Source organism: Bacillus sp. FJAT-50079, assembly GCF_018343515.1.
Classification (GTDB): Bacteria; Bacillota; Bacilli; order Bacillales; family Bacillaceae_C; genus Lederbergia.
In genome coordinates, this window is sequence record NZ_JAGYPD010000002.1 from 524,067 (window position 1) to 548,958 (window position 24,892).

Sequence of the window (24,892 nt, forward strand, 5' to 3'; positions counted from 1 at the left end):
TTTAATAATACATTTTATTGAGATTTTTCTCTACTATGGCTCCATTTATTTAATAGTATCCTACGAATAACTGCTATATTTTGAAAAAGTCTAATTCCAAATGCAAAAACAGCAGCTAAATACAAGTCTACACCAAGATGAACACCTAGAAAAGCTAAACTTGCCGCTAAAATAATATTAAAGAAAAAACCTGAAACAAAAACCCGATTATCATATAGGTTTTGCAGATGTGCTCGAATGCCTCCAAAAAAGGTATCTAGCGCTGCAAGTACTGCAATTGAAAGATAATTTTCATATTCTTCGGGAATTTTTATATCTGTCAGTAAACCAAATAGGATACCGATCACTAATCCAAGTATTGGAAGCCACATGTTAGCTCTCTCCTTTTTCATGCACTGGCTCCATATTCCGAATACGTATTGGATCTACAAACGCTGGAACGACGATTGACTTTTCTGGCTGCGATATTTTCACTTGCAAATGATCGATAAAAAAATCTTCAATCGTTGGGGAAGCGAGCATTCTATTATACATTTTATCTGCTACATCCTTATTTTCAGTAATGACGACAATATCAAATGGCAATGTGCGCAAAGAGTGGCTGCCAACTTTCGTCTCTCCATTAATATCTCTTATAACTGATGTATTAATGATACGCTCACCGTCAATTGCTATATGTTTTGCTCCATACATGTTTAACTCATTAATCAGGCGTTTTAAAATAACAGGTGATACCGTATCCGCCTTTTCAAGAAAAAATGAGGAATCAGTCAGTGATTCGACTGTTAATACGATACCCGTCCCTTTAATCTCGGTTAATCCCGCTTCTTTTTTTAATTCAAGCAATGTTTGTCTTAACGCTTCCTCTTTACTCCCTGCGATTTCAGATTCGTACTTATCAATCCGATTTTCATTCACGCGGATTTCATCGAGAAGTTTCGACTGTATTTCCATTTCCTTTGCCAGTTGTTTTCGCAATTCCCACATATCACGTGTGTCCCTAACAACTGGCTCATTCACTGTTTGAAATTGAATCGCGATCATAAAACCGATAATAAATGTAATGAGTGTAAACGATAGTTTAGCTCGACTCAGTTTCATGATTTCTCTCCTACTATCGGCTCAATCATCATTTGTTTTTTCTTTTCCAGTGTGAACGTAATATTATCGTTTACAAGCTGGTCACGAACGCCCCCATTTAATGTTAATGCTGACGCCATGACATCTGTATCTCCTAGAGCTGTAATTTTAAATGGGGCGGGATATGGATTTCCATCAACGGTAATAACCGGGCCCATACAAACGATATAAGAATCATGTTTAATTCTTTGCCCATTCACGGCGACGGCCTGTGCGCCTGAAATAAATAATTCATTTATAACAGCAAAAACATGCTGTTCATGAACAATATAATCATTAACATTGCCTTCTGATTTAAATTCTCCATCTTCAAGCGTGACAATAATCCCAGGACCTTGGACTTTGATCTTTCCAAGATACATACGGTATTTCTCAGCTTCCTCAGCCATATTAGAAAAATCGAGTTCTTCTTCAGAGAGACTTTTTTCCAATTGGCGGATTTCTTCAATCTTTCCAGATAGTTCTTTTTGTAATTCGAGATTTTTATCTTGTTGAGTAATAAGTTGCTTCCTTAGCTCGTTTTCTTTCACTTGCTGTCGATCGGTTATTTGATTTCGAGTCACTTTATCATCTTTTGATTGACTAAAGGAAAAGGCAAGAATGAAGCCGAATACTAAACAAACAAAAGAAAAAACAACGTACTTACTCTTCCTCCCCTTCTTCATTCATATCTTCTCCCTCTGTTTCATAAGCTTTGAAAAAGGACCCAACTTCTAAATCAATCACTCCTTTAATATTTGGATCTAATTGACTGATCATGGAAGGATAATTCTTCATTTTGACTGAAAAGGTTGGAATTGTTGCATTCACTTCATAGCCATCATTTGTAAATAGATAGATATGATATTTATCTGTTTCTTTCGGGGCGTAATGTATTTCCGAAATAATATTTACAATTTCAGATGGAAGCTTTTGCAATTCATCCGCCATTTCCCGCAACACATCGTCCTCTTTAAAGCCGGACAGTATCGGTGCATTGCCACTTAAACCATATTGGCCATCATTTGTTAAAATGACTCCATTTTCTAGAATGGGTATAAACGTATTTTCTTGAAGTAAATAACCAATCGTCTTATATTCTTTTATTTCAATTTGCACGATATTTGGAAAACGAATGGATACTTTTGCCGTTTGAATCGCCTCAATCACTTCTAATTGTTTTTCAAGCGATTTTTTATTTATTTTCCATAAATTAAGCCCTTCTGTTAATTCTGTTACTTCTAATATTTTCTCGGCTGCGATTTTTTCATTTCCTTCAATGGCAATTTTTTTAACCTTGCTGAGCGGGGATTGAAAATATACGACGCACATGATTAGTAAGAAAAACATTGTTAACAGGAAAATCAAGCGCTGATTTGCTTTTCGTTTTCGATGCTCTTTTATGGTTGGTATCCTGTCTTCCAGAGATAAGACTTTCCCTTTCTCCATAAGCAATTCCCCTTTAACTCAATCTCTTTCTTCACCCTTCATGCCTATTTATTTTGAACGAGCTCTTCGATCACATGAAAAAGACGAATCGATGCATCTCTCATTCCTAGTTCTTTTGATGCCTCACTCATCTTTTTTCGTTTTGCATCATCGAGAAGGACTGCATCTAATGTTTCAACAAGACGCTTGCTCGTTAATTCTTTTTCTAATAGCATGAAGGCCGCTCCTTTATTCACAAGCACTTCAGCATTTTTCTCCTGATGATTATTCGTGACGTACGGACTTGGAATTAAGATCGAAGGGAGCCCTAAGGCGCTTATTTCGGCGATGGAAGTTGCTCCAGCCCTCCCGACAACAACTTGTACAGAAGGTAATATTTCCTGCATATTATGTATGAATGGAACAATTGTAATGTTATCAAATTTCCCGAGCAATTCCGCTTCTTTGCTCACATTTTCATAATGAATTTCACCGGTTACATATAATACTTGGTACGGTTTTTTCGCTAAATGTGATAAGGAGTTAATGACCGCCTCGTTAATTGCCTTCGCTCCACGGCTTCCGCCGAAAATTAAGGCGGTTGGCACATGCTCCTTTAATCCAAACGATTGCAATGCTCCTATTTTCTTTGCGGCAACGACTTCAGATGCTCGCGGATTCCCCGTCAGGATGACCTTATTTTGTGGAAAATGCTGTCCCACCTGTTCAAAGCAAGTTGCCACTTTATCTACGTATCTGCTGAGAAATTTATTTGTCAGTCCCGGAACGCTATTTTGTTCATGGATGACGGTTGGAATGTTCATTTTTGCCGCCGCATATAAAACAGGTCCGCATACGTAACCTCCCGTCCCAATGACGGCATCAGGCTTAAATTTTTTTAATAATTTTTTACTATCGCGCACACCTTTGATAAATCGGTATATCGTTTTAACATTTTCAAATGATAGTGATCGTTTAAATCCTGTAATATGAATGGGTGCAAATGGAATGTTTTCTTTGCGAATAATATTCGCTTCTAATCCTCGTTCCGTCCCAATATATAAAAATTCTGTTGCCGGATATTGCTTGCTTATCGTTCGAATGAGTGCAAGAGCAGGATAAATATGCCCTCCTGTCCCCCCACCGCTAACAACGATTTTCATATTGACACCTCAATCTCCAATAATCAATTTATCTATATAAGTTGAAATAAATAACATACATAAAATGCGGAAAGTAAACACCGTTGATTTCCGTTCCGGGCGGGCGGTGAGCCTTATCAGCCGCTTCGCACCTTGCGGGGGGTCTCACCTGTCCCGCTCATCCCCTAAGAGTCGCCGCCCTTCACTCCAATCAACTAGATATGCATCTGCTAAAAAAACATTTAAATGAACAATCTTTATTTCAATTTATATATTTTATGAATCGATACCATTCAATTATCTTATTTTACTATATTTTACACAAGAAAGCTGTGATTATATAAGATTGTTGCCGAAATGTAATCTTTTCGTAGAATAAAAAAAAGGAAGTCCGAAGAACTCCCTTCATTCACGTATATTTTTATTGCCATTGCCTGTTATTCATTCTTAAAGTCTGCTTATCTTGCATGGCGGCTTATGTTTAATAATACACCGATCGCCATAAGCATGAGTGTTAATGACGATCCTCCATAGCTTAGTAGTGGAAGCGTGATGCCTGTAACGGGCATCAGCCCAATGACAACTCCAATATTAATCATTACTTGAATAGCGATCATCGAAATGATGCCAACAGCTAGAAAACTTCCAAATAAATCAGGAGCGGTTAAAGCAATTTTAATGCCGCGCCATAATAAAAAGGAAAAGAGTAGAAGGATGAAACATCCACCAATAAAGCCCAGTTCCTCAGCGAGAATTGCAAAAATAAAATCGGTTTGCGGTTCGGGCAAATAAAAATATTTCTGCTTACTTTCACCTAGTCCCAAGCCCAGCAATCCACCGGGACCAATCGCATATAAGGACTGAATAATTTGAAAACCGCTATTCAACGGATCTTGCCACGGATCTAAAAAAGAAGTAATCCTCGCAATTCGATAGGGAGCAGAAAGGACAAGCCCGACGAATCCGCCGAGCCCTAGCAGCCCTAAAAAAGCGAAATGAGCCAATCGCGCACCGGCAGCGAAAATCATAACGACACAAGTTCCGACCATGACCGTACCAGTCCCAAGATCTGGCTGTAACATAATAAATCCAAATGCTAGAAAAACAATTGAGAGTGATGGAACAATCCCCTTTTTCACTGTCGTAATAAACTTCTGATGTTCGGATAGAAATTTTGCTAAAAAAGCAATCATCGCAAGCTTCATAAATTCAGAAGGCTGGATTGAGAACGCCCCAACTCCAATCCAACTTCTCGAACCGTTTCGCTCCATTCCAATACCCGGAACTAAGACGACAATTAATAGAACGAAACAAATAAGTAAGAGGGGCTTGGCCCACTTTTTCCAAAGCCAGTAATCGATATTCATAATAAATAGCATCGCAACAATGCCTATCCCAGCAAAAAGCAGCTGTCGCTTCGCAAAAAAGAAAGAATCTGCAAATTTATAGTTAGCCCAGATCGAGCTTGCGCTATAAACCATAATCAGACCGATTGTTAATAATAAAATCGTAGCGATGATTAACATGAAATCTGGGGCTGTCCTTTTATTTGGCACTGTGCAACACCTCTACGGCTCCATACTCGAGCTTGACGATCCCTTATATCGCTCTATTAAAGTTTATGCACTGCCTCTATAAAAATATCACCACGAACTTCAAAAGTTCGATATTGATCCCAGCTTGCACATGCAGGTGATAGTAGAATCACATCGCCGGCATCGGAAAGCTCATACGCAACCGGAACAGCGGCTTCCACATCATGGACATGACGAATGTCTTCAATTCCCGCCGCTTTCCCTGCTTTTTCAAGCTTGCTTGCCGTTTCCCCGAAAACAATTAAGCTTTTTACATTTGATAATGCTGGAATCAATTCATCAAATTCATTGCCGCGATCAAGACCACCAGCTAATAAAATGGTCGGTTCAGCAAACGCGTTTAATGCACTCGTTGCTGCAAGGATATTCGTTGCTTTTGAATCATTATAAAAACGACGGCCATTCAATTCTTTCACGAATTGGGTACGATGCTTTACCCCATTGAATGTCGTAAGCACAAGGCGAATCGATTGATTGTTTATTCCAATTGTTTTCACCGCTGCTATTGCTGATAGAACATTTTCCAAATTATGACTTCCCGGTAAGACAACTTCGTTTACATCGATGATTTCCTCATTCTTAAACAAAATTTTTCCATCTTTTATAGAAATCCCGTTAGGAAGATAACGTTTTGTTGAGAAAGGAATCACATTTGCTTTTGTAAACTGAATCAGCTCCATCAGCTCAGATTGTTCCGCATTGACGATCAAATAATCATCTGCTGTTTGATTTTTTGTAATGTTCGCCTTCGCTTCAATATACTCGTTCCATGTTCCATGATAATCGAGATGCGCCTCATATAAGTTAGTGATGATCGCAATATGCGGGCGAAACGTTTGGATTCCCATTAATTGAAATGATGATAACTCAACAACCATTTGCTGGTCCGGAGTTGCCATTTGCGCTACTTCCGATGCAACGGTACCGATATTTCCGGCAATTAGCGGCTGTTGCCCCGCCATTTTTAACATTTCAAAAATAAGCGTTGTCGTCGTCGTTTTTCCATTTGTCCCGGTAATCCCGATCATCATCGCCTCCGAGATCCGATAAGCTAATTCCACTTCTGTAATAATCGGGATTTCTAATTGAACAGCCCCTTGAACGAGTGGGTTTGTATATGGAATCCCCGGATTTTTCACGATCAATTCAAATCCTTCATCTAGGAGTTCAACCGGATGGCTCCCACAAATCACTTTAATCCCTTGCTCAAGCAAGCCTTGTGCATCAGGATTCTCCTCAAATGGTTTATAGTCATTAACTGTCACGAAAGCCCCTAGTTGATGAAGAAGTGAGGCAGCAACAACCCCACTTTTTGCCAAACCAAGAACTAATATTTTTTTATGCTTATAATCGGATATTGTTTTCATCTTACATCCATACCTCCAAATACACACCTATGATCGCAAAAATAAGCCCAACTGCCCAAAATGTCATAACGACTCGCCATTCTGACCAGCCCGATAATTCATAATGATGGTGGAGGGGGCTCATTTTGAAAATTCGCTTTCCTGTTGTTTTGAAGGAAGCAACTTGCAAAATAACCGATAAAGTTTCCAAAACGAAAACTCCTCCGATTAACAATAAGATAATTTCCATTTTCGTAATAATCGAGATGGCTGCAATCGCTCCGCCAAGCGCTAATGAACCCGTATCACCCATAAATACTTTTGCCGGGTTCGCATTAAAGACAAGGAAGCCTAAGACAGCGCCCATAACCGCTACGGAAAAGATAGTCACATCAAGCTGTGACTGACTCCACGCCAAAATGGCAAATGCACCAAACGCAATCGCAGCCGTTCCGGATAAAAGACCATCGAGTCCATCGGTTAAATTCGTCGCGTTCGAAAAGCCGACTAACCAAAAAATAATAAATAATGCATAGCCCCAACCTAAATCAATCGAAATATTCGTAAGCGGGATTGAAATAGTCGTTGAAAAATCTTGCATCGTTAACACAATATAGAAAATAATGGCGATGATCACTTGACCGATTAGTTTTTGCTTCGATGTTAACCCTAAATTTCTTTTCATTGAAATTTTAATAAAATCATCGAGAAAGCCTAACAAACCATACCCAATTAAGACAAATAATAATAAGTATGTATCTATACTAGGCTCTGTATACTTCGCTGTGATGATGAAAGTTGTAATGACGATCGATAAGACAATCACAATTCCGCCTAATGTTGGCGTCCCGCTTTTCTTTTGATGGGATTTTGGCCCTTCATCACGAATGCTTTGCCCAAATTTAAGCCTGCGAAGGAACGGGATAAAGACAGGCGCTAATATAACCGAGATAAGGAAAGCCATAATGATGGCAAATAAAATTACTTGCTCCATCCGTTATCGCCTCCTTTGTGCATAGCTTTTAAAAATTCACGTACTTCTAGTTGATTGATTTTTAACTTCTTCATTTCTTTATTTTCAAGTTTCATAGTCGTTAAATCTCCACAATTCTCTATTGATATTTTACTTGCATATGTTTGCACTAATAAGCGCAAGGCTTCAATCACGTCGTCCACTAAAAATACTGGAAAATGATTTGGGGTATAGGACGGCAATGTTTTCGAAGCCGGCCAAATGGCAGCAATAGCTCCATTGCTGATCGCATCTAATAACCGTTCTTCATCATCTAGATAAATAAACAGTCCTTTTTCCACCTTAAGTGTACTGTTTGTCGTGATCGTTTGGAAATTAAGTGAAATCCCTTTTATCCCCTTTCCATCAGGAAATAAATGGGCTACATCTGAAAATGTCAACATCGTATTTATCGCCCCTTTAATGCTTCTAACGCAACTAGACGATCATCAAAATCAAATACGTGCTCCCCAATAATTTGGTATGTTTCGTGACCTTTTCCAGCGATTAAAATAACATCGTCGCCGCTTGCCATCTGAATCGCCTGCTTGATCGCTTCTTTTCGATCAGAAATGATCTGATACTGGCCTTTTGCTCCTTTTTCCATATCCGCTAAAATAGCGAGCGGATCTTCGCTGCGTGGATTATCTGATGTGAAAATGGGATTTGTTGCATACATGCAAGCAATTTCAGCCATAAGTGGTCGTTTTGTCTTATCACGATCCCCACCGCAGCCGACAATCGCAAAAATTCGTTTTTTTGCAAACTGCTTAATGGTTTTCAATACATTTTCCAAACTATCAGGTGTATGTGCATAATCGACAATGACAGGGAAGTCTTGACCACCATCAACTGGCTCGAAGCGACCAGGAACTCCAGTTACATTTTCAAGTGAACGAATGATGGAATCGAGCGGTATATTCGATACATATGCAGCAGCAATCGAAGCGAGCGCGTTATATATATTGAAAGTTCCCATTAATTTTAGCTGAACCTTTTGTACCCCTTCTGGAGAGGTGAGCGTAAAGCTAGTGCCACTGTTCGTCAGTGTAATATCTGCTGCATGGAAGTCTGCTTGATTGTTGATTCCGTACGTCATCACGTGGGCGGCAGCATCCACTTTATAATGCTCCGAAGCTTGATCATCATTGTTTAAAATTGCAAATTTTGGATTGTTTGCCTCATACGTATTTCCTTGCCGTGAAAATAACAATCCTTTTGCTCGCCTATATTCATCCATTGTTTGATGGTAATCTAAATGATCTTGCGATAAGTTCGTAAAGACAGCGACATCATACTCACAGCCATTTACTCTTCCTTGTACTAAGGCATGTGATGATACTTCCATAATCGCAGTATTTACGTTTTCTCGGACCATTTCTTGAAAAATCGATTGTAAGACGATCCCGTCAGGCGTTGTATTTTTCGATTCAATCACTCGATCGCCAATCTTCATATTAATCGTACCAATTAACCCTGTTGTTCGACCAGCATCACGAAAGATCGTCTCAAGCAAATGACTTGTCGTAGTCTTTCCATTCGTGCCTGTAATCCCAATTAGATGAAGTTGCTTTGTTGGATGTTCGTAAAACTGATTTGCTAATATCGGCAATATTCGTTTCGTATCATTCACTTGGATGACCGGAACAGATACATCAAGTGGCTTTTCAGCAACGATCGCTACCGCTCCGTTTTCTTCGGCGCCTTTTGCAAACTCATGGCCATCAACGACATGACCGTTTACACAAATAAATAAGCTACCAGGCTCCACTTTACGGTGGTCATTCGTTATTGAAATAATGTCCGGATTTTCATCAGGCAGATGAATGAACGGAACAGATTGTAAGATTGTATGTAATTTCATTTTGTCATCCTTTCTTTCATAAGGAGAAGTACCATTATTTCCTTGATTAAAATGTTTCGAGCAGGCATCCTTATCTATTCTACAAAATAATTGCCGATGATGCTATCATGCAGGAGATTTTTTTTCATCTAATCCTGACAAATGGCGGCCATGAAAAAATTCATGCCGCCACGTGGAAATTATTTCATATAAATTCGGATCACAGAGCCCGCTTCGACTTTCACACCGGCTTCTGGGATTTGATGGCCGACTACCTTGCCTTCGCCACTTGTTTCAAGACGAAGATTATATATTTCCTGTTCCATAATATCCATTTTCGTCATCCCTTGTAAATCAGGTACTTCAATCATAACCGGATCATCCCATTTCTTCTTTTTTTCAATTTGATCCGCCCTTGGCTCCACATCCATCGCTCTAAGCGCATCACCGATCATATTCCCTACAATCGGGGCCGCAACAGTCCCACCAAATTGTACTGTTCCTTTCGGGTTATCAACCGCCACATAAATAATGATTTGTGGATCATCAGCTGGGGCGAATCCGATGAATGAAACAATATGATTGTTCTCTAAATAACGACCATCTTGTGCCTTTTGCGCCGTCCCTGTCTTGCCGCCGACACGATACGAATCGACGAATGCATTCCCACCAGTCCCTTGCGCAACAACGCTTTCAAGGGCATATCGCACTTCCTTCGATGTTGCTTCAGAGATCACATTCCGTTTCGCAACAGGGGTCTTTCTCATAACAACTTCTCCTGTAATCGGATCGATTAATTCTTTTGCAACATATGGTTGATATAACGTCCCGCCATTTACTGCTGCTGCAACAGCTGCCACCTGCTGTATCGGTGTAACCGATACACCTTGACCAAAGGCGGTCGTTGCTTGCTCAACAGGGCCAACTTGATCCATCTTAAATAAAATCCCTGTCCCTTCTCCCGCTAAATCAATCCCGGTTTTTTGCCCAAATCCAAAATCTCTAATATACTGAAATAACTTTTCTTTCCCTAATCGTTGCCCAAGTTCTACAAAGCCCGGGTTACAAGAGTTCTCAACAACTTCTAAAAATGATTGGCTCCCATGACCGCCCCGCTTCCAGCATTTTAATGTTGCACCGCCTACTTTTACAAAGCCGGGGTCATGAAAATGATCGTGCTCTAAGTTTACTTTCCCTTCTTCTAAGGCTGCTGCAAGTGTAATAATTTTAAAGGTTGAACCTGGTTCATATGTGCTCCAAATAGGTAAATTACGATTATACACTTCTTGTGGCACATCTCTAAATTGTGACGGATGAAAGGATGGACGGCTTGACATACCTAATATTTCACCATTGTTCGGATTCATTGCAATCGCTATGATTCCATCTGGATTATACTGTGCTTCGGCGTTATCTAATTCCCTTTCAATGATTGACTGAATTTTTGTATCAATCGTTAATTTTAACTCGTACCCATCAATTGGCGCTTCGTAATCATCGGACATATTTGGCATTCTTTTTCCTTTTGCATCTGAGAAAAATTGCACGGATCCACTTTTTCCTTTTAATTCCTCATCATAAAAAAGTTCCAATCCCATTAACCCTTGGTTATCAATCCCGGTAAAACCGAGTACATGTGATAAATATTCCCCAAAAGGATAATGGCGCTTCGAATCCTCAGCGATATAAACTCCTTTTATTTTTTTGGCATGAACTTCTCGCGCCTTTTCAAATGATATTTTTCTTCCAGCAGATAATCTTACGTTAACCTCATTCTTTGTCAGCTCTTTATATAATGTTTCCTTTGATGTGTTAAGTATCGCCGCGAGTTTTTCAGCCGCATCAGCTGCGTCTTCGATTTGCCGTGGCACAACATAGATTGTCGGAGCACTCTCATTAGTCGCAATTGGAACGCCATTTCGATCAACGATTTGCCCTCGCTCTGGTTCAAATTTAATTTCTCGGCTCCAAGAATCACGAGCCCGATCCGTTAGTACATCTCCCATCGCAAACTGCACGTAACCGAGTCGAATCGAAATAATGAGAAAGATAATTAATCCTCCGGCTAATATATACATCAATCTTTTCTTAACTGTTACTGCGGAAACGCGCTTCACAAAAGAACCCCCTTTTTTTCGGCTCGTTCCACTATATGTCCTGTCCACCCTTATTTAGAACGGTTCGGTCATAAGAAAAGCGCAATAATGTTCGCTTTATTACGAAGTCTTCATTGGACGCAGCCGCTTCTCATTACCTGAAGGTATATCTAATCTTTGTTAAACTTCTTTCTGTTACTTTATAGAAAGTTTCTATGATAGTTTCATCGCGGCAAGCTGTCTATTCTCTATCATTCGCGGAGTGTTGAGAATAGTTAATGATGCAGGTATATTTGGAAGTTCGTCGAAATGAAAATATAGAAGACGCTAATCAAACGGGCATTGTTGAAGGAGAGAATAATAATGCTTAAAGACTTTAAGAACAAACGATATTGGATTTTAATGCCACCCTTTTTAATTATCGGACTATTATTAATTACCCTTCTTTCGGGTAATTATAAATATTTATCATTCTTAACAATTATTGTGTTTTGGATTATCTATCATAGCTGGAATGATCAGGCGGAAAAACATAAGAAAAGAGAATAATTTATTTACAGATTTTTAATAATCACTTATTAAACAGATGGGGGATAAAGAATCTTGATCAATTTAATCATAAGTAATGATAAATCACTTCTGGACTTAGATAAAATTTACGATTTCATGCAACAAAGCTATTGGGCAAATAAAAGATCAAAGGAAAAGATAAAGAAATCAATTGAGCATTCTTTATGTTATGGGGTTTACGATGGTGAAAAACAAATAGGTTTTGCCCGGATAATTACGGATTGGACAACGATGTACTGGCTATGTGATGTGTTCATTGATGAAGATTATAGAAGTCTAGGGATAGGTAAGAGGTTAATTGAAGAAATAACAACATCCGGAGATTTAAAGAATCTATTTGGGTTTTTAGGAACAAAAGATGCACATACATTTTATAAACAATATGATTTTGTTAGAGAACTAGAAAAAACAATGATTCGAACACCTGACTTTTTGCGAAAGTAGTAACGATTTTCAGCCAATAAAAATAGCAACTGAGAAGTCAGTTGCTATTTTTATTGAGCATTTTTCCCGCGCAAACCTAATCACTTGGGGTTTCATCATCATCCATCTTACTGCCGGTTTCTTCCCGTTCAAGTGCTTCCTTCGGCGTTTCAAATGTAACGACGAGCACATCACCTTCTGCAAGTATCCGATCGGGCTGTAAATTTTGGTTGGCTACATAGCCTTCACCAGTCATATTTACTTCGATGCCAAGCAATCGGGAAGCTTTCAGCACATCACGTTTCGACCAACCGATCATATTTGGGATTGTCCGATCACCGTCCGTTTGGACGATCACTTTTTCTCCTTCAATGACCGCACTTCCCTTTTGAGGAGACTGGCCAATGATTTTTTCACCATTTCCGATTATAATCGGAACGAGTCCGTTCTCTTCCAATAACTGGTTCACTTCTTGTAAACTCATATCCGTCAAATCTGGCAATGATAGAATGTTCGCATTTGGAATATCTTCCGGTTCGATATTTAAATATTTTAAACTGTTTTCCATTACGGTGTTAAAAATTATTGAAACCGGGTCGCTCCCATGATCACCTTCTTCAAGCTTTGGACGATCGACAACGACATACATAATTAATTCAGGATCATCCGCCGGGGCAGCCCCCAAAAATGAATAGAGGTAATTCCCCTCAATATATCCTCGATCAGATATTTGGGCTGTTCCCGTCTTACCAGCTACTTTATAGCCTTCAAGCTGATAGCTCTTTCCTGTTCCATTCTCAGATGTGATGACCGTTTCTAAAATCGACATCACTTCTTTTGCTGTTTTCTTACTAATCGGTTCGCCAACCATTTCCGGTTCAAACGTTTCAACAGTATCATCATTCGGATCAACAATTTTCTCAACGACGTACGGCTTCATCATTTTCCCGTCATTCGCAATCGCGGTCATCGCCTGAATCATTTGCATCGCTGTAACAGTCGTTCCTTGGCCATACACACTCGTTACTTTTTCGATCGGCCAATCGTATAAAATTTTTCCTGGCACTTCATTTGGCAAGTCAATACCAGTTTTCACCCCAAATTTAAATTTACCCATATACTCGCGCCATGTTTCTGTCCCCATTTTCTCGAGTAAGTAGGCGAAAGCGACGTTAGAAGATCGCTGCACACCTTCTAAATAAGTAATTTCCCCCCAGCCATTTCTATTATGATCGCGAATCGGACCGCTTTTCTGATCGACCAAATAGCTGCCTGACTTGAACTTATCATTTGGATTAAATTTGTTCTCTTCGATCGCTGTCGCTAATGAAAATATTTTCATCGTTGACCCAGGTTCAAATGATGTTTCAACGAGCTCATTATGCCATGATTGGTCAATTCCTTCGCGCGTATCAGGATGAAATGTCGGGCGTTGCGCCATAGCGAGGATTTTTCCTGTTTTCGCCTCTGCAACAATCGCCATAACCCGTTCTGGTGTATAGCGTTCACTTACTTGACTCATCATATCTTCAAGAAAGGTTTGGATTTTCTTATCAATCGTTAAATAAATATCATGACCATGCTTAGGCTCAACAACTTGTTTCGATGAATTTGGCAAAATGTAATTCCAAATATCTCCTTCATATTGAATCGAGCCATCTTCTCCTTTTAGCATTGTATCGTAACTTTTTTCCAAACCCATTTTCCCGATAATCTCTGATGGCTTTCCTTCCTCTTGTTCCTTTTGGGCATAACCAATCAAATGGGAAGCAAATATTCCATTCGGATAATATCGCTTCGAGTCCTTCATAAAAGAGATCCCTGGCAATTTTAACTGTTCAATCGCTTTTTTCAAATTATGCGACAAATCTCTCCCAGCTTTTCCGAACTCTACTTGTTTACGCTCTGGTTTCGTAAGCCTTTGATAAATCTCTTGCTCACTCATGTCAATATGCTTTGCAAGTTCCACAGCAGTATATTGAGGATCGACAACATGTCTTGGATGTTCCGGATCTGTTGTCAAATTCTCATCCAAAATGGCAACTAACGTATAAGAAGAGGAATCTTCGGCAATTGGCTCTTTATTATGATCATAGATCGTTCCCCGTTTTGCCTTAATCGTTTCTGTTTGTAAATATAATTGTGCCGCCTTTGCTGACAACACCGTCCCTTTTACTTCTCCAGAATATTGAATCGATATAAAGCGAACGACTAAAATAAAAAAGAGCAGACCAAAGAAAATAAATAAGATCGCTGCTCCAATATTTCTATTTTTTTTATTTACATTCATTTTTGCCCAACAACCTTAACATTATCTTTGTCTAAATTCAATCCACGATTTTTTGCTTTTTCCAACACACGGTCAGGCTTACTTAATTCGCTAATTTGAATTTCCAAATCATCGTTTAATTTTTTCTGCTCATGCATCGTCGATTTTACGTCTTCGATTTCTTTATTCACTTCATAAATGGCTGCTTGTGCCGACACGATCTTTACAGCCATAAAAACAATAAATGCAACGAACATAGCAGCTAAAATCTTTTCTCCAGGGGTAATTTTCGTATGTCTTTGAACCTTTTTGACCTTGACCGTCGCCTGCTTCACTTGTTCATCAAATTGATGTTGGTGTTTTCGTGCTAAATTACCCATTCTCCTTCCCCCATTTTCCTTTATATTTTTTCTATAATTCTTAATTTCGCTGATCGTGCTCGATTATTTTGTTCCAACTCTTCATCAGATGGAATAATCGGCTTACGGTTAATTAATTTAACAGTTGGTTCATACCCGGCTGGAATGGCTGGCATCCCAGGTGGAAGCACTGGTCCTTCACTCGCTTCCTTAAAAACAGTTTTACAAATGCGATCTTCAAGCGAATGGAATGTGATAACACTAACCCTTCCACCTTGATTAAGTAAATCGATCGCTTGGTGCAATGAACTTTCGAAAACCGCCAACTCATCATTCACAGCAATGCGAATCGCCTGAAATACCCGCTTGGCTGGATGACCGCCTTTTCTTCTTGCGGGGGCGGGAATGCCTGCTTTAATTAATTCCACTAATTCCCCAGTCGTTTTAATCGGCTCTTTCATCCGAGCTGCTTCAATTTTCCGAGCGATTTGCTTCGAAAATCGCTCTTCTCCATATTGGAAAAAGATGCGAACAAGGTCTTCATACGGCCAATTATTAACAACTTCATATGCGCTTAACTCACCTTGTGTGTCCATTCTCATGTCAAGTGGGGCATCGTGGTGGTAGCTAAACCCTCTTTCAGGTGTATCTAATTGTGGAGATGATACGCCTAGATCATATAAAACACCATCAACCTTATGTATATTCAAGCTGTTCAAGCGTTCTTGAAGGTATTTAAAATTGCTTTTTACTAATATAAGCTTTTCCCCATATTGCTTTAAGTTCTCTTTCGCGTTTTCAAGGGCGATATCATCCTGATCAAAAGCAATCAGTTTCCCATTTTCTGATAATTGCTCAAGAATTTTTTGTGAATGTCCGCCACCACCTAATGTGCAATCAACATACACTCCATCTGGGCGGATATTTAAACCGTCTACGGTTTCGTCTAATAAGACCGTTGTATGATTAAACAATGACGCTCACCTTTCTACTTATCGACGTACATTAAACTTAAATATCAAAATCGATCATATTCTCTGCAATATCTGCAAAAGATTCTTCAGATTCTGTTATATAGCCTTCCCATAACTCTTTGTCCCAAATCTCAAATCGACCAGAAACACCTAAAATAACACATTCCTTTGTCAAATTCGCATATCCGAGCAAAGATGAAGGTAAATTTATTCTTCCCTGTTTGTCTAATTCACATTCTGTTGCTCCAGAAAAGAAAAAACGTGTAAATGCTCGTGCATCTTTCTTCGTCAACGGCAGGGCTTTTAATTTTTCTTCCAATATTCTCCATTCCTCAAGTGGATAGCCAAATAAGCATTGATCAAGTCCGCGAGTAACAACAAATGTTTCACCGAGAAGTTCACGAAACTTCGACGGAATGATCAATCGGCCTTTTACATCTATGTTATGTCGGTATTCACCCATAAACATAAGACATGCCCCACTTTCTATATTAAATGTACCACATCCCCCCACTTCACACCACCCATTTTTCAAAAAAAATAGCTTCCACATGGGAAGCTATAAAAACGAGTTCAAAAGGTAGGTAAAAAGGACTAAATTCTACTATGTCATTCTTACTAAACCTTTTGAATTCTCATGAAAAATTATATTTTAATTACTTTATGTGTACCATCAAAGTGGTAATCAAGTGCCATTATATCTGAGATAAAACTCGGTCCTCTTTCATTAAGAAAATAAAAAATATTCCACATCCGTTCTTGGAAGCTTCCTTCTGGACGAAGAAAACGTTCAAGGCGATCAAATTTATTAATGATTGTTTCATGCTTTTTATAAATCGATTGATCTACTTTTTGAGCTAAATAATCGAATTGTTTTTGATGATAATGCAGGTTTTTCTCAGCCAATGGTATAAGGCTTTGATCGATCACCCGCAAGCGTTCAAAAACGTTCTTATATTGTATCGTTAAATCGTCTAAAGCAGCTTCTAATATGTTATTTAGTTCCCCATCGACTGTTGATTGCATAAACCCATCTCTACTATGCTGTAACCCTGCCTCAATAATCTTGGCAAGATCGAGCTGCAATTCATGCGCATCTCGCTCATGAACCGATTCAACAAACGTCATATTAAGCCGCGGAATAATCGGCGGCATCTTCATGTTCAATTGTTCAAAAGCTTGTTTTAACTCACCCCAATAAGCAATTTCACCTGGCCCAGCAATAAAAGCTAATGACGGAAAAATCCATTCCTGCATGAGTGGTCTTGTGACAACATTATTGCTAAAACGTTCGGGGTATTGCTCAAGCAAATCAAAGAGTTCTTCCTTCGTGAATATGATATCGGCTTTTTTAGACGTAAATCTATTTTGCGTTTCATCGAAATCAAGAAGAATGCGCTCATTTTCAAAATAGTAGAAAATATTCGCTGAATCATTGTTCAACTCAATCATCTGCTTAAAGCCCTTCGCTTGAATAAGCGCTTGTTGAACTAAAACTGCTTTAGTTACATCTGCGCCATGATCAATTAAACGCGAGAAATAAGGTCTTTCTATTTTCCTAAGCTTGGCGTCAGCTGCGTCGATGATAAGCAATCCGTAATCTTTAAATAAGGATGTTACGAGATATGCGAAAAATTGTGTAAACGTATGAAATGTATGAATCGCTTCTTGCAACAAGGTTAGAAGCTCCTTCGTATACTTTCGCTCACCAAAATGCTCAAATACATCGTTTACCCATTTTTCTAATTGCTGTTTATTATAATCAATATGCGAAACCATCCGCTTTTCATCAAGAAGACCCGGATAGCTAATCTTCTTCATCCGCTCCCTCGTCTCCGTATATACATGATTGATTTCTAGAAAATCATGATCTTCTCCAGCAATCCAAAAAACAGGAACAACCGGCTTACCAAGCTGTTTTTCTTGTTGCTCCGCCAATTTAATAATCGAAATGATTTTATGGATCGTATAAAGTGGCCCTGTTAATAACCCTGCTTGTTGACCACCAATCACTACTACGGAGGAAGGGTCACGAAGCTTATTTATTGATTCTGTTATTTTTTCAGAGGTCGGATAGTCTTTCATATAATCTTCAATACAATCTGCCACAACTTCTCGATCGTACGTTTGTTTCATTACTTCTTTATATCGCTTTTCATAAACCGACTGGTTGGTTATATCGTAATGAAAAAAACTTTTTACAGGATCTTTTTGTTCTATATAGAGTGAAGCAAATTGATTCAACGCTGGAATGACGATGCTTTCCAATTTCATAAACTAAGCATCCTTTCTATACTTTCATGCTTTTTCTTCGTTGAGTATAGCAAACTCATAGATAAATTGATATTAACTTGCTCTTAGAACAGTGTAACGGCTTCTACTGCGCGATAGGCAATTCCATACATCATTAAGATGATATAAGCAAAAGAAAATAATAAAAAACTTAATCGCCAATAGCCGATCACGATTTTCGAATATATTATTTCTTCCCGATAACGCCAATACACGATCGTAAAAACAACTGCAGTAATGAGCATTACGAGAAAAATCAGCCACAATAATGAACGCGACCAAATAGCTGTCATTAAGAAATGAACAGACATAATTAAAAAAGGTGTCGTAATATTGATCGCAATGTTTCTTGCTTTACGGCCGTTTCTCAACCACCGTTTCATAATAATAAAAATGATTACGTATAAAAATAAAGGCATAATAATCATCATCGCAATAAAATAATTTAAAACCGCCCCCATTACTCCCTTAATCCCCTTTCAAATTCCATCCCTTTAATTGATTCATATAAAAACGAAACATTTGGTAATTTCCGTCCCATCTCTGCCCCTCTTTTTAATACGTAGCCTAAGATGGCGTCTATCTCCGTTCGTCGTCCTTCTTCTATATCTTTGAACATTGATGATTGATTATCGCTTGTCGATCGGCAAATTCTTTCTACCTCTTTGATCGTCATGTTTTCCTTGATTTTCGGAAAACACGGAATGATTTCCTCATATAATATATGTAATAACGCTAAATAGGATGGATTGGTAAGTAACTTTCCGTTCTTTACCTGGAATAGCGCTGTAAGTGGATTAATGATTGCATTGACAATTAGTTTTTGCTCTAGTATGGCTTCGTAATCTTGGTGGAGCTTAATTGGAAATGAATCACTTTGCATCCTTGATAGAGCGAGTATCCGTTCATCCCCGCGAAAATAAGCAATGTTCGTTTTCCCGATCCCACTATGGTATACAGAATGGTCATCTATTTTTAATGCACCATGCTCAACTGTACCAACAAGAATCGCTTGATTGTTTAATGTACACAAATATGTAAGATGGCCCATTCCATTTTGAATGAACAAGAGCGGAATATGGATAGGCAACGTTCTCAAGATCGGCAGGATCCCTTCCAAATCATATTGTTTCACTGCAATGATGATAAGCTCCTGTTCGCTCAGTGTTTGCCAATTTGCTCGTGCCTTCACAGGTGTAATCAATGACTCTTGAGCAGTTTTTACATGAACCCCATGTAATTCAAGTTGCTTAGACTGCTCCATTCGCCGAGAAAAGAGCGTCACATCATACTCCTGCCCTATATACCCAGCAAATAACAGACCAAGCGCCCCCCCTCCAATAATCCCAATTTTCATGATTCTCGTCCCCTAATTTTTCATATAGTTCTATTGTACCAAATTTCATTTAAGAAACAGCAGTAAAAACTCCTCTGTTTCTTAAGAGGAGTTAGACAGGATAAACCGGATGTTTTCTTGCAATTAGATCGATTGCTTTCGTCTCATAATAATGAAATCTTGTGACGAGGGTTTGTCGCAATTCATTTGGCGATACGATGTCGTCGATAATTAATTCAGAGGCTAATTGATAGATATCGATATGTTCTTTATACTCCTGTTGCTTCGCTTGAATGAAGGCTGCTCGCTCCATTTTATCTTCTATCTCAGCTATTTTATTTGAGTAAACGGCATTGACTGCTGCTTCCGGACCCATAACGGCAATTTGTGCGGTTGGTAAAGCTAGGCAACAATCGGGTTCAAAAGCGGGACCTGCCATCGCATAGAGCCCTGCCCCATACGCTTTTCTAATAATGACTGAAATTTTCGGAACCGTTGCTGAACTCATCGCAGCAATGAATTTTGCACCATGGCGAATGATACCAGCCCTCTCTACCTTTGTTCCAATCATAAATCCCGGCACATCTGCCAAAAAGAGCAAAGGAATATGAAATGCATCGCATAGTTGAATAAATTTTGCTCCTTTATCAGCTGAATCGACGAAGAGTACTCCACCCTTAACTTTTGGTTGGTTAGCAATGATGCCAACGACCTTTCCATCGATCCGACCTAAACCCGTAATGAGCTCCGCGGCAAATAATTTCTTAATTTCAAAAAACGTGCCTTCATCTATAAGTGCTTCAATCGCTTCATACATATCAAATGGGCTATTTTGATTTTTCGGAACAATCTCTTCAAGTGTTTTTAGCGATTTTTCCTGTTTTGACTCAGCTATCGGTGGCTTCATCTGGTAATTGGCGGGAAAATAAGATACATATCGTTTCGCTTTTTCAATGGCCTCTTCTTCCGATCGTGCTAAAAGATCCCCACAGCCACTTACTGTACAATGCATCCTCGCACCACCCATTTCCTCTAATGTCACCTTTTCGCCAATCACTTTCTCAGCCATTCTCGGTGATCCTAAATACATCGAGGCATTATTCTCGACCATTATAACGATATCACAAAAGGCAGGAATATAAGCTCCACCTGCTGCCGACGGACCAAATAAAATGCAGATTTGCGGAATGACACCGGATAATTTTACTTGATTATGAAAAATCCTCCCAGCTCCACGGCGATTAGGAAACATTTCCAATTGATCGGTAATCCTCGCTCCAGCCGAATCGACTAAATAAAGAATAGGTACTTTGAGCTTTTCTGCGGTCTCCTGAATTCGAATGATTTTCTCAACCGTTCGGGCTCCCCATGAGCCTGCTTTAACAGTAGAATCATTCGCCATCACACACACAGTTTGACCATTGATTTTCCCAATTGCGGTAACAACGCCGTCCGCCGGAAGAACCGAAGCTGAATAATTGGCAAATACCCCATCTTCCTCATACAGGCCTTGATCAAATAAAAGTGAGAGCCGATTGCGGACAAATAATTTCTTTTGCTTTTCCATTTGCTCGTGATATTTTCGTTTTCCGCCAGCCTTTATTTGTTCACGACGTTCATTTAACGTATTTACATGTTGATTCATCCTCAACACCTCGCCCGTTCACTTATTTCAATATGAATAATACATCTCCTTCATTGACAAAATTTCCGTCCGCAACTTTTACTTCTGCAATCGTTCCTGCATGTTGTGCTTCGATCGGGATTTCCATTTTCATCGATTCAAGTATAACAACGGTTTTCCCTACTTCTACTTGGTCCCCTTTATCCATTAACACATCTAAAATTGTACCAGCCATCGTTGCGACTATTTCCGTCATCCATCCTTCCTCCTTTGTAAAATATTTGTCGTATACTCACCTGACTGAAAAGCTTTATTTTGTAAAATATTATTTAAATAAGGGATATTCGTTTTAATTCCATCTATAATGATCTGTCCAATCCATCGCTTCGCATTCAATAAGCATTCCTCTCGCGTCACACCATGAACAATCCATTTAGCAATGAGTGGATCATAATACGGGCTTACAATAGTTCCTTCCGCATACCCTGCATCCACTCTCCCCCCATCTGGCCAAACGAGCTTGGTGATTTTACCTGGTGAGGGGAAATAGGTTGCTGGGTCTTCCGCATAGATTCGAAATTCAATCGCATGACCGTTTTTCCGCAAATCCGTTTGTTTAAATGGAAGCTTTTCTCCGTTCGCTACTTTGATTTGCCATTCAACAAGATCAATCCCTGTGATCACCTCTGTAACTGGGTGCTCCACTTGTAGTCTTGTATTCATTTCTAAGAAGTAAAATTGTTCATCTGGTCCAACGATAAATTCGACAGTTCCAGCGTTATCATATTGCGTCGCCTTTGCTGCCTCCATTGCCATTTTGTATAAGGCAACCTTTGTTTCATCGGATAGAAACGGGGATGGTGATTCCTCGATCACCTTTTGATTGCGCCTCTGTACAGAACAATTTCTTTCAAATAATTGGACGATATTGCCTAACTTATCACCAAAAATTTGCACCTCAATATGGCGGGCATGATCTATGCATTTCTCAATAAAAATAGCGTCATCTCCGAAATAGCTCTTTGCTCGCTTTTTGATCGATTCATAACAGGAGATCAGTTCCTTCTCATCATTGCAACGCTGCATCCCAATTCCCCCACCGCCGCTACTTGCCTTTAGCATTAATGGGTAGCCAATTTGCTTAGCAGCAAGCTTTGCGTCCTCCACTGTTGGCAAATGTTCATTTATTCCTGGGACAACTGGAACCCCGGCACGGATCATCGCTCTTCTGGATGCGATTTTATCCCCCATTAAAGCGATAATCTCATGTGAAGGACCAATGAAACAGATCCCAGCCTCGGTCACCTTTCTAGCAAACTCACTGTCCTCAGATAAAAGTCCATAGCCTGGATGAATTGCATCAGCACCTAGTCGAAGCGCTGTTTCTATAATGTAATCTCCCTGTAAATACGATTTACTTACCTGTGCTTCTCCAATTCCTACTGAAACATCAGCTTCTTGAACGAACGGCATCTCATTATCCGCGTCTGAATAAATGGCGATTGTTTTGATCTTCATCCGTTTGCATGTTTTTATAATCCGGGAAGCGATTTCACCACGATTAGCAATTAAAATCTTTTTCATACGAAAACTCCCTTCATGCATTACTAATTTCGACAAAGTTGCTCATATCCCTCTTCCTAATGGGAGCGCTCTCTAAATTATATCTGAATTATTTTTAAGTTTGTTATATAATAAAAATATTCATTTATTATTTTTCATTTCATTAGGAGGGGGATTTCGGTATGCCTGTTCGTGTAGAAAAGCTTAAAATTAATTATAAAACGTTGGAAGAATTTAAAAAGTTTAAAGAGTATGGCGCTCAAGAATTATCCATGCTTGAAGATTTGCAAGCAAATATGATTGAAGATGATTCTCACTCACCTTTTTATGGCATCTATTTCGGAGATAAACTCGTTGCCAGAATGAGTTTGTACCGCCGGGATGCAAAATTCGATCAATACTTCGATCCACCACAAACGTATATGGAATTATGGAAATTAGAGGTACTGCCTGGATACCAGCATAAAAACTTTGGAAAATCACTCGTTGATTATGCGAAAAGCTTTAATATACCGATTAAAACAAACCCACGAATGAATTCTAAAGCATTCTTTGAAAAATTAGGCTTCAAACCAGTGACATATGAAATGGAACGTGATCGAGGTGAAAATCCGCTCGTATGGTATCCCGACGGTGTTTCCGAACAAAAACACTCCAAGAAAAAAAGTTGAAACCATTCTGTATCTCGTTCGTATATTAAGTTGATACAGATATAAGGAGGGTTTTCTTTGAAAAGAACCGGAGAAATGACATTAGGAATTATCGGGATCGTCTTAAGTTTCTTCATGGCGATTTTCGGTGTTGCTTTAAAATGGGCAAGTGATTCAGAAGAAATAAAATCTGTTTTTCTTGAAGCAACTGAAAATGATCCAGCATTGAATCCTAGCGATGCCGAACTTGTTTTTTCAACATTAGCTGGAGCGGGGACTTCCATGCTAATCGCTGCGATTATCGGAATTGTAATTGGAATTATCGCCGCCATTTTCACTAAAGGAAATAAAAAGCCAAAATTAGCAGGAATTTTATTTATCGTTAGTGCTGTACTCATAACAATTATTTCATTCCTAACAGGCTTCTTGCCAGCTCTGCTTTACTTAATCGCTGGAATTATGTGCCTAGTACGAAAGCCAAAAACAGTTGAGACTTACTAATCGGTAGAAAAATCCGGTTCATAATCGAACCGGATTTTTTTATTTTCCAACCTATTTCCTGATTCATTCCCGCGTTTCACCTTCTATTGCTTGCCAGTCAATACTTCACTTTTCGTTGTTCTTTCCCTCGCGTTATTTAATATATCTAGCAACGTATAATATTCTGATTGTAATTTTGAAAAATCATGTTGAATCCGTTCAATCTCGTTTATTTTTTCTGCTTTCTTACTTTTTAAAAGCATGATTTCGCGCTGTAAATATTGATTTTCCATCTTCAGTTTCTCAAATGCAGTAAAGGTCTTTTCAAGCTTTTCCATGAATGTGGCTGCTTCTGCCTGATTTAATATTTCTAACTCTGTTTGTTCAGCACTTGTCTCTGTATGCACAGATTGAAGTTGTTTTCTTTCTTTTTTTGCAAAGTCGATCCCTTTTTTATATTGTTTACGAACATAGGCATTCCATCGAAACCCACAAGCTGCTGCTGTTCTTTTCAACTTTGTTCCGGCTTCTTCAAATGCTTTTAATTGGGTACTGCCAGTTCTAATATGGGTAAGAACTGTTTCAGCAAGTATCATATCCTCATCCTTCGTCCATGCATCTTGTCTAATAACCGTCAATTCGCATCACTCCTATTTTTTGATATATGTATATGTATCAAATAGGAAAGGTAGACTTATGACATTTCTATTAATCGTTTAAAAAATCAATGAATAAAAAAAAGCGTGAAGAGTCAATGTCTCTACACGCTTT

26 protein-coding genes are annotated in these 24,892 nt (G+C 39.0%); 4 read left to right on the forward strand and 22 right to left on the reverse strand.

What is annotated here, in order from left to right:
• Window positions 1-14 precede the first annotated feature (14 nt).
• From KHA95_RS06490 to KHA95_RS06540, 11 genes are all read right to left on the reverse strand, one after another.
• Window positions 15-371: a small basic family protein gene (locus KHA95_RS06490; protein ID WP_213136667.1), complete on the reverse strand. Its 357-nt coding sequence runs from the start codon at window positions 369-371 to the stop codon at window positions 15-17.
• Window position 372: 1 nt separating this feature from the next.
• The gene (locus KHA95_RS06495; RefSeq protein ID WP_213136668.1) at window positions 373-1,101 is read right to left on the reverse strand and encodes a DUF881 domain-containing protein; all 729 of its coding nucleotides are present in this window, start codon (window positions 1,099-1,101) and stop codon (window positions 373-375) included.
• On the reverse strand, window positions 1,098-1,805 hold the full coding sequence (locus tag KHA95_RS06500; RefSeq protein WP_213136669.1) for a DUF881 domain-containing protein: 708 nt from the start codon (window positions 1,803-1,805) through the stop codon (window positions 1,098-1,100). The genes KHA95_RS06495 and KHA95_RS06500 overlap by 4 nt, the downstream gene beginning before the upstream one ends.
• A complete protein-coding gene (locus KHA95_RS06505) occupies window positions 1,783-2,568 on the reverse strand; it encodes a cell division protein FtsQ/DivIB (protein ID WP_213136670.1) in 786 nt (261 codons plus the stop codon). Before KHA95_RS06505 ends, KHA95_RS06500 begins: the two co-directional genes overlap by 23 nt.
• Before the next feature lie 44 nt (window positions 2,569-2,612).
• Window positions 2,613-3,710, reverse strand: a complete 1,098-nt coding sequence (gene murG / locus KHA95_RS06510; RefSeq protein ID WP_213136671.1) for an undecaprenyldiphospho-muramoylpentapeptide beta-N-acetylglucosaminyltransferase — start codon at window positions 3,708-3,710, stop codon at window positions 2,613-2,615.
• A gap of 437 nt (window positions 3,711-4,147) precedes the next feature.
• The gene (spoVE, locus tag KHA95_RS06515; RefSeq protein ID WP_249316690.1) at window positions 4,148-5,215 is read right to left on the reverse strand and encodes a stage V sporulation protein E; all 1,068 of its coding nucleotides are present in this window, start codon (window positions 5,213-5,215) and stop codon (window positions 4,148-4,150) included.
• A gap of 86 nt (window positions 5,216-5,301) precedes the next feature.
• Window positions 5,302-6,651, reverse strand: a complete 1,350-nt coding sequence (gene murD, locus KHA95_RS06520) for a UDP-N-acetylmuramoyl-L-alanine--D-glutamate ligase (RefSeq protein ID WP_213136673.1) — start codon at window positions 6,649-6,651, stop codon at window positions 5,302-5,304.
• A 1-nt stretch (window position 6,652) separates the two neighbouring features.
• On the reverse strand, window positions 6,653-7,624 hold the full coding sequence (gene mraY, locus KHA95_RS06525) for a phospho-N-acetylmuramoyl-pentapeptide-transferase (RefSeq protein ID WP_213136674.1): 972 nt from the start codon (window positions 7,622-7,624) through the stop codon (window positions 6,653-6,655).
• Complete coding sequence (locus KHA95_RS06530; protein WP_213136675.1) at window positions 7,612-8,046, reverse strand: UDP-N-acetylmuramoyl-tripeptide--D-alanyl-D-alanine ligase; 435 nt, start codon at window positions 8,044-8,046, stop codon at window positions 7,612-7,614. The genes mraY and KHA95_RS06530 overlap by 13 nt, the downstream gene beginning before the upstream one ends.
• A 5-nt stretch (window positions 8,047-8,051) precedes the next feature.
• The gene (locus KHA95_RS06535) at window positions 8,052-9,506 is read right to left on the reverse strand and encodes a UDP-N-acetylmuramoyl-L-alanyl-D-glutamate--2,6-diaminopimelate ligase (protein ID WP_213136676.1); all 1,455 of its coding nucleotides are present in this window, start codon (window positions 9,504-9,506) and stop codon (window positions 8,052-8,054) included.
• Window positions 9,507-9,685: 179 nt separating this feature from the next.
• Entirely contained in the window at window positions 9,686-11,563 is a 1,878-nt protein-coding gene (locus tag KHA95_RS06540; protein ID WP_213136929.1) for a stage V sporulation protein D, read from the reverse strand.
• A gap of 381 nt (window positions 11,564-11,944) precedes the next feature.
• Between KHA95_RS06540 and KHA95_RS06545 the strand changes: the two genes are divergently transcribed.
• Together KHA95_RS06545 and KHA95_RS06550 are read left to right on the forward strand one after the other, a co-directional pair.
• A complete protein-coding gene (locus KHA95_RS06545) occupies window positions 11,945-12,130 on the forward strand; it encodes a hypothetical protein (RefSeq protein ID WP_213136677.1) in 186 nt (61 codons plus the stop codon).
• 54 nt (window positions 12,131-12,184) lie between these two features.
• Window positions 12,185-12,595 (forward strand): GNAT family N-acetyltransferase, encoded by a 411-nt coding sequence (locus KHA95_RS06550; RefSeq protein ID WP_249316617.1) that lies wholly within the window; start codon window positions 12,185-12,187, stop codon window positions 12,593-12,595.
• Between the two features lie 76 nt (window positions 12,596-12,671).
• Here KHA95_RS06550 and KHA95_RS06555 read toward each other — a convergent pair whose 3' ends face one another.
• From KHA95_RS06555 to KHA95_RS06600, 10 genes are all read right to left on the reverse strand, one after another.
• Window positions 12,672-14,864, reverse strand: coding sequence for a penicillin-binding protein (locus KHA95_RS06555; RefSeq protein WP_213136678.1), 2,193 nt, complete (start codon window positions 14,862-14,864; stop codon window positions 12,672-12,674).
• Window positions 14,861-15,223 (reverse strand): cell division protein FtsL, encoded by a 363-nt coding sequence (gene ftsL, locus KHA95_RS06560; protein ID WP_213136679.1) that lies wholly within the window; start codon window positions 15,221-15,223, stop codon window positions 14,861-14,863. Before ftsL ends, KHA95_RS06555 begins: the two co-directional genes overlap by 4 nt.
• 20 nt (window positions 15,224-15,243) lie before the next feature.
• Window positions 15,244-16,176, reverse strand: a complete 933-nt coding sequence (gene rsmH, locus KHA95_RS06565) for a 16S rRNA (cytosine(1402)-N(4))-methyltransferase RsmH (protein WP_213136680.1) — start codon at window positions 16,174-16,176, stop codon at window positions 15,244-15,246.
• Between the two features lie 37 nt (window positions 16,177-16,213).
• Window positions 16,214-16,645, reverse strand: a complete 432-nt coding sequence (mraZ, locus tag KHA95_RS06570; RefSeq protein ID WP_213136931.1) for a division/cell wall cluster transcriptional repressor MraZ — start codon at window positions 16,643-16,645, stop codon at window positions 16,214-16,216.
• Between the two features lie 176 nt (window positions 16,646-16,821).
• Window positions 16,822-18,450, reverse strand: a complete 1,629-nt coding sequence (gene bshC / locus KHA95_RS06575) for a bacillithiol biosynthesis cysteine-adding enzyme BshC (RefSeq protein ID WP_213136681.1) — start codon at window positions 18,448-18,450, stop codon at window positions 16,822-16,824.
• A gap of 83 nt (window positions 18,451-18,533) precedes the next feature.
• Window positions 18,534-18,929: a DUF3397 domain-containing protein gene (locus KHA95_RS06580; RefSeq protein ID WP_213136682.1), complete on the reverse strand. Its 396-nt coding sequence runs from the start codon at window positions 18,927-18,929 to the stop codon at window positions 18,534-18,536.
• Entirely contained in the window at window positions 18,929-19,825 is an 897-nt protein-coding gene (locus tag KHA95_RS06585; RefSeq protein WP_213136683.1) for a 2-dehydropantoate 2-reductase, read from the reverse strand. The genes KHA95_RS06580 and KHA95_RS06585 overlap by 1 nt, the downstream gene beginning before the upstream one ends.
• Window positions 19,826-19,916: 91 nt before the next feature.
• Window positions 19,917-21,449, reverse strand: coding sequence for an acyl-CoA carboxylase subunit beta (locus tag KHA95_RS06590; protein WP_213136684.1), 1,533 nt, complete (start codon window positions 21,447-21,449; stop codon window positions 19,917-19,919).
• A gap of 22 nt (window positions 21,450-21,471) precedes the next feature.
• Window positions 21,472-21,684, reverse strand: coding sequence for an acetyl-CoA carboxylase biotin carboxyl carrier protein subunit (locus KHA95_RS06595; protein WP_213136685.1), 213 nt, complete (start codon window positions 21,682-21,684; stop codon window positions 21,472-21,474).
• Window positions 21,681-23,012: an acetyl-CoA carboxylase biotin carboxylase subunit gene (locus tag KHA95_RS06600; RefSeq protein WP_213136686.1), complete on the reverse strand. Its 1,332-nt coding sequence runs from the start codon at window positions 23,010-23,012 to the stop codon at window positions 21,681-21,683. The genes KHA95_RS06595 and KHA95_RS06600 overlap by 4 nt, the downstream gene beginning before the upstream one ends.
• Before the next feature lie 161 nt (window positions 23,013-23,173).
• Between KHA95_RS06600 and KHA95_RS06605 the strand changes: the two genes are divergently transcribed.
• Window positions 23,174-23,662 carry an N-acetyltransferase gene (locus KHA95_RS06605; RefSeq protein WP_213136687.1) on the forward strand — a complete coding sequence of 163 codons (489 nt, stop codon included), beginning with the start codon at window positions 23,174-23,176 and terminating at the stop codon, window positions 23,660-23,662.
• Window positions 23,663-23,719: 57 nt separating this feature from the next.
• Entirely contained in the window at window positions 23,720-24,142 is a 423-nt protein-coding gene (locus KHA95_RS06610; protein WP_213136688.1) for a DUF4064 domain-containing protein, read from the forward strand.
• Between the two features lie 83 nt (window positions 24,143-24,225).
• On the opposite strand, the gene KHA95_RS06615 is transcribed toward KHA95_RS06610, so the two are convergent.
• Window positions 24,226-24,759 carry an RsfA family transcriptional regulator gene (locus KHA95_RS06615; protein WP_213136689.1) on the reverse strand — a complete coding sequence of 178 codons (534 nt, stop codon included), beginning with the start codon at window positions 24,757-24,759 and terminating at the stop codon, window positions 24,226-24,228.
• Window positions 24,760-24,892 lie beyond the last annotated feature (133 nt).

What these genes read in the sequence shown, in the direction of transcription:
- KHA95_RS06490 (WP_213136667.1), bottom strand. Translation starts at nt 371, where the DNA reads ATGTGGCTTCCAATACTTGGATTAGTGATCGGTATCCTATTTGGTTTA.
- KHA95_RS06495 (WP_213136668.1), bottom strand. Translation starts at nt 1,101, where the DNA reads ATGAAACTGAGTCGAGCTAAACTATCGTTTACACTCATTACATTTATT.
- KHA95_RS06500 (WP_213136669.1), bottom strand. Translation starts at nt 1,805, where the DNA reads ATGAAGAAGGGGAGGAAGAGTAAGTACGTTGTTTTTTCTTTTGTTTGT.
- KHA95_RS06505 (WP_213136670.1), bottom strand. Translation starts at nt 2,568, where the DNA reads ATGGAGAAAGGGAAAGTCTTATCTCTGGAAGACAGGATACCAACCATA.
- murG (WP_213136671.1), bottom strand. Translation starts at nt 3,710, where the DNA reads ATGAAAATCGTTGTTAGCGGTGGGGGGACAGGAGGGCATATTTATCCT.
- spoVE (WP_249316690.1), bottom strand. Translation starts at nt 5,215, where the DNA reads ATGTTAATCATCGCTACGATTTTATTATTAACAATCGGTCTGATTATG.
- murD (WP_213136673.1), bottom strand. Translation starts at nt 6,651, where the DNA reads ATGAAAACAATATCCGATTATAAGCATAAAAAAATATTAGTTCTTGGT.
- mraY (WP_213136674.1), bottom strand. Translation starts at nt 7,624, where the DNA reads ATGGAGCAAGTAATTTTATTTGCCATCATTATGGCTTTCCTTATCTCG.
- KHA95_RS06530 (WP_213136675.1), bottom strand. Translation starts at nt 8,046, where the DNA reads ATGTTGACATTTTCAGATGTAGCCCATTTATTTCCTGATGGAAAGGGG.
- KHA95_RS06535 (WP_213136676.1), bottom strand. Translation starts at nt 9,506, where the DNA reads ATGAAATTACATACAATCTTACAATCTGTTCCGTTCATTCATCTGCCT.
- KHA95_RS06540 (WP_213136929.1), bottom strand. Translation starts at nt 11,563, where the DNA reads ATGTATATATTAGCCGGAGGATTAATTATCTTTCTCATTATTTCGATT.
- KHA95_RS06545 (WP_213136677.1), top strand. Translation starts at nt 11,945, where the DNA reads ATGCTTAAAGACTTTAAGAACAAACGATATTGGATTTTAATGCCACCC.
- KHA95_RS06555 (WP_213136678.1), bottom strand. Translation starts at nt 14,864, where the DNA reads ATGAATGTAAATAAAAAAAATAGAAATATTGGAGCAGCGATCTTATTT.
- ftsL (WP_213136679.1), bottom strand. Translation starts at nt 15,223, where the DNA reads ATGGGTAATTTAGCACGAAAACACCAACATCAATTTGATGAACAAGTG.
- mraZ (WP_213136931.1), bottom strand. Translation starts at nt 16,645, where the DNA reads ATGTTTATGGGTGAATACCGACATAACATAGATGTAAAAGGCCGATTG.
- bshC (WP_213136681.1), bottom strand. Translation starts at nt 18,450, where the DNA reads ATGAAATTGGAAAGCATCGTCATTCCAGCGTTGAATCAATTTGCTTCA.
- KHA95_RS06580 (WP_213136682.1), bottom strand. Translation starts at nt 18,929, where the DNA reads ATGGGGGCGGTTTTAAATTATTTTATTGCGATGATGATTATTATGCCT.
- KHA95_RS06585 (WP_213136683.1), bottom strand. Translation starts at nt 19,825, where the DNA reads ATGAAAATTGGGATTATTGGAGGGGGGGCGCTTGGTCTGTTATTTGCT.
- KHA95_RS06590 (WP_213136684.1), bottom strand. Translation starts at nt 21,449, where the DNA reads ATGAATCAACATGTAAATACGTTAAATGAACGTCGTGAACAAATAAAG.
- KHA95_RS06595 (WP_213136685.1), bottom strand. Translation starts at nt 21,684, where the DNA reads ATGACGGAAATAGTCGCAACGATGGCTGGTACAATTTTAGATGTGTTA.
- KHA95_RS06600 (WP_213136686.1), bottom strand. Translation starts at nt 23,012, where the DNA reads ATGAAAAAGATTTTAATTGCTAATCGTGGTGAAATCGCTTCCCGGATT.
- KHA95_RS06605 (WP_213136687.1), top strand. Translation starts at nt 23,174, where the DNA reads ATGCCTGTTCGTGTAGAAAAGCTTAAAATTAATTATAAAACGTTGGAA.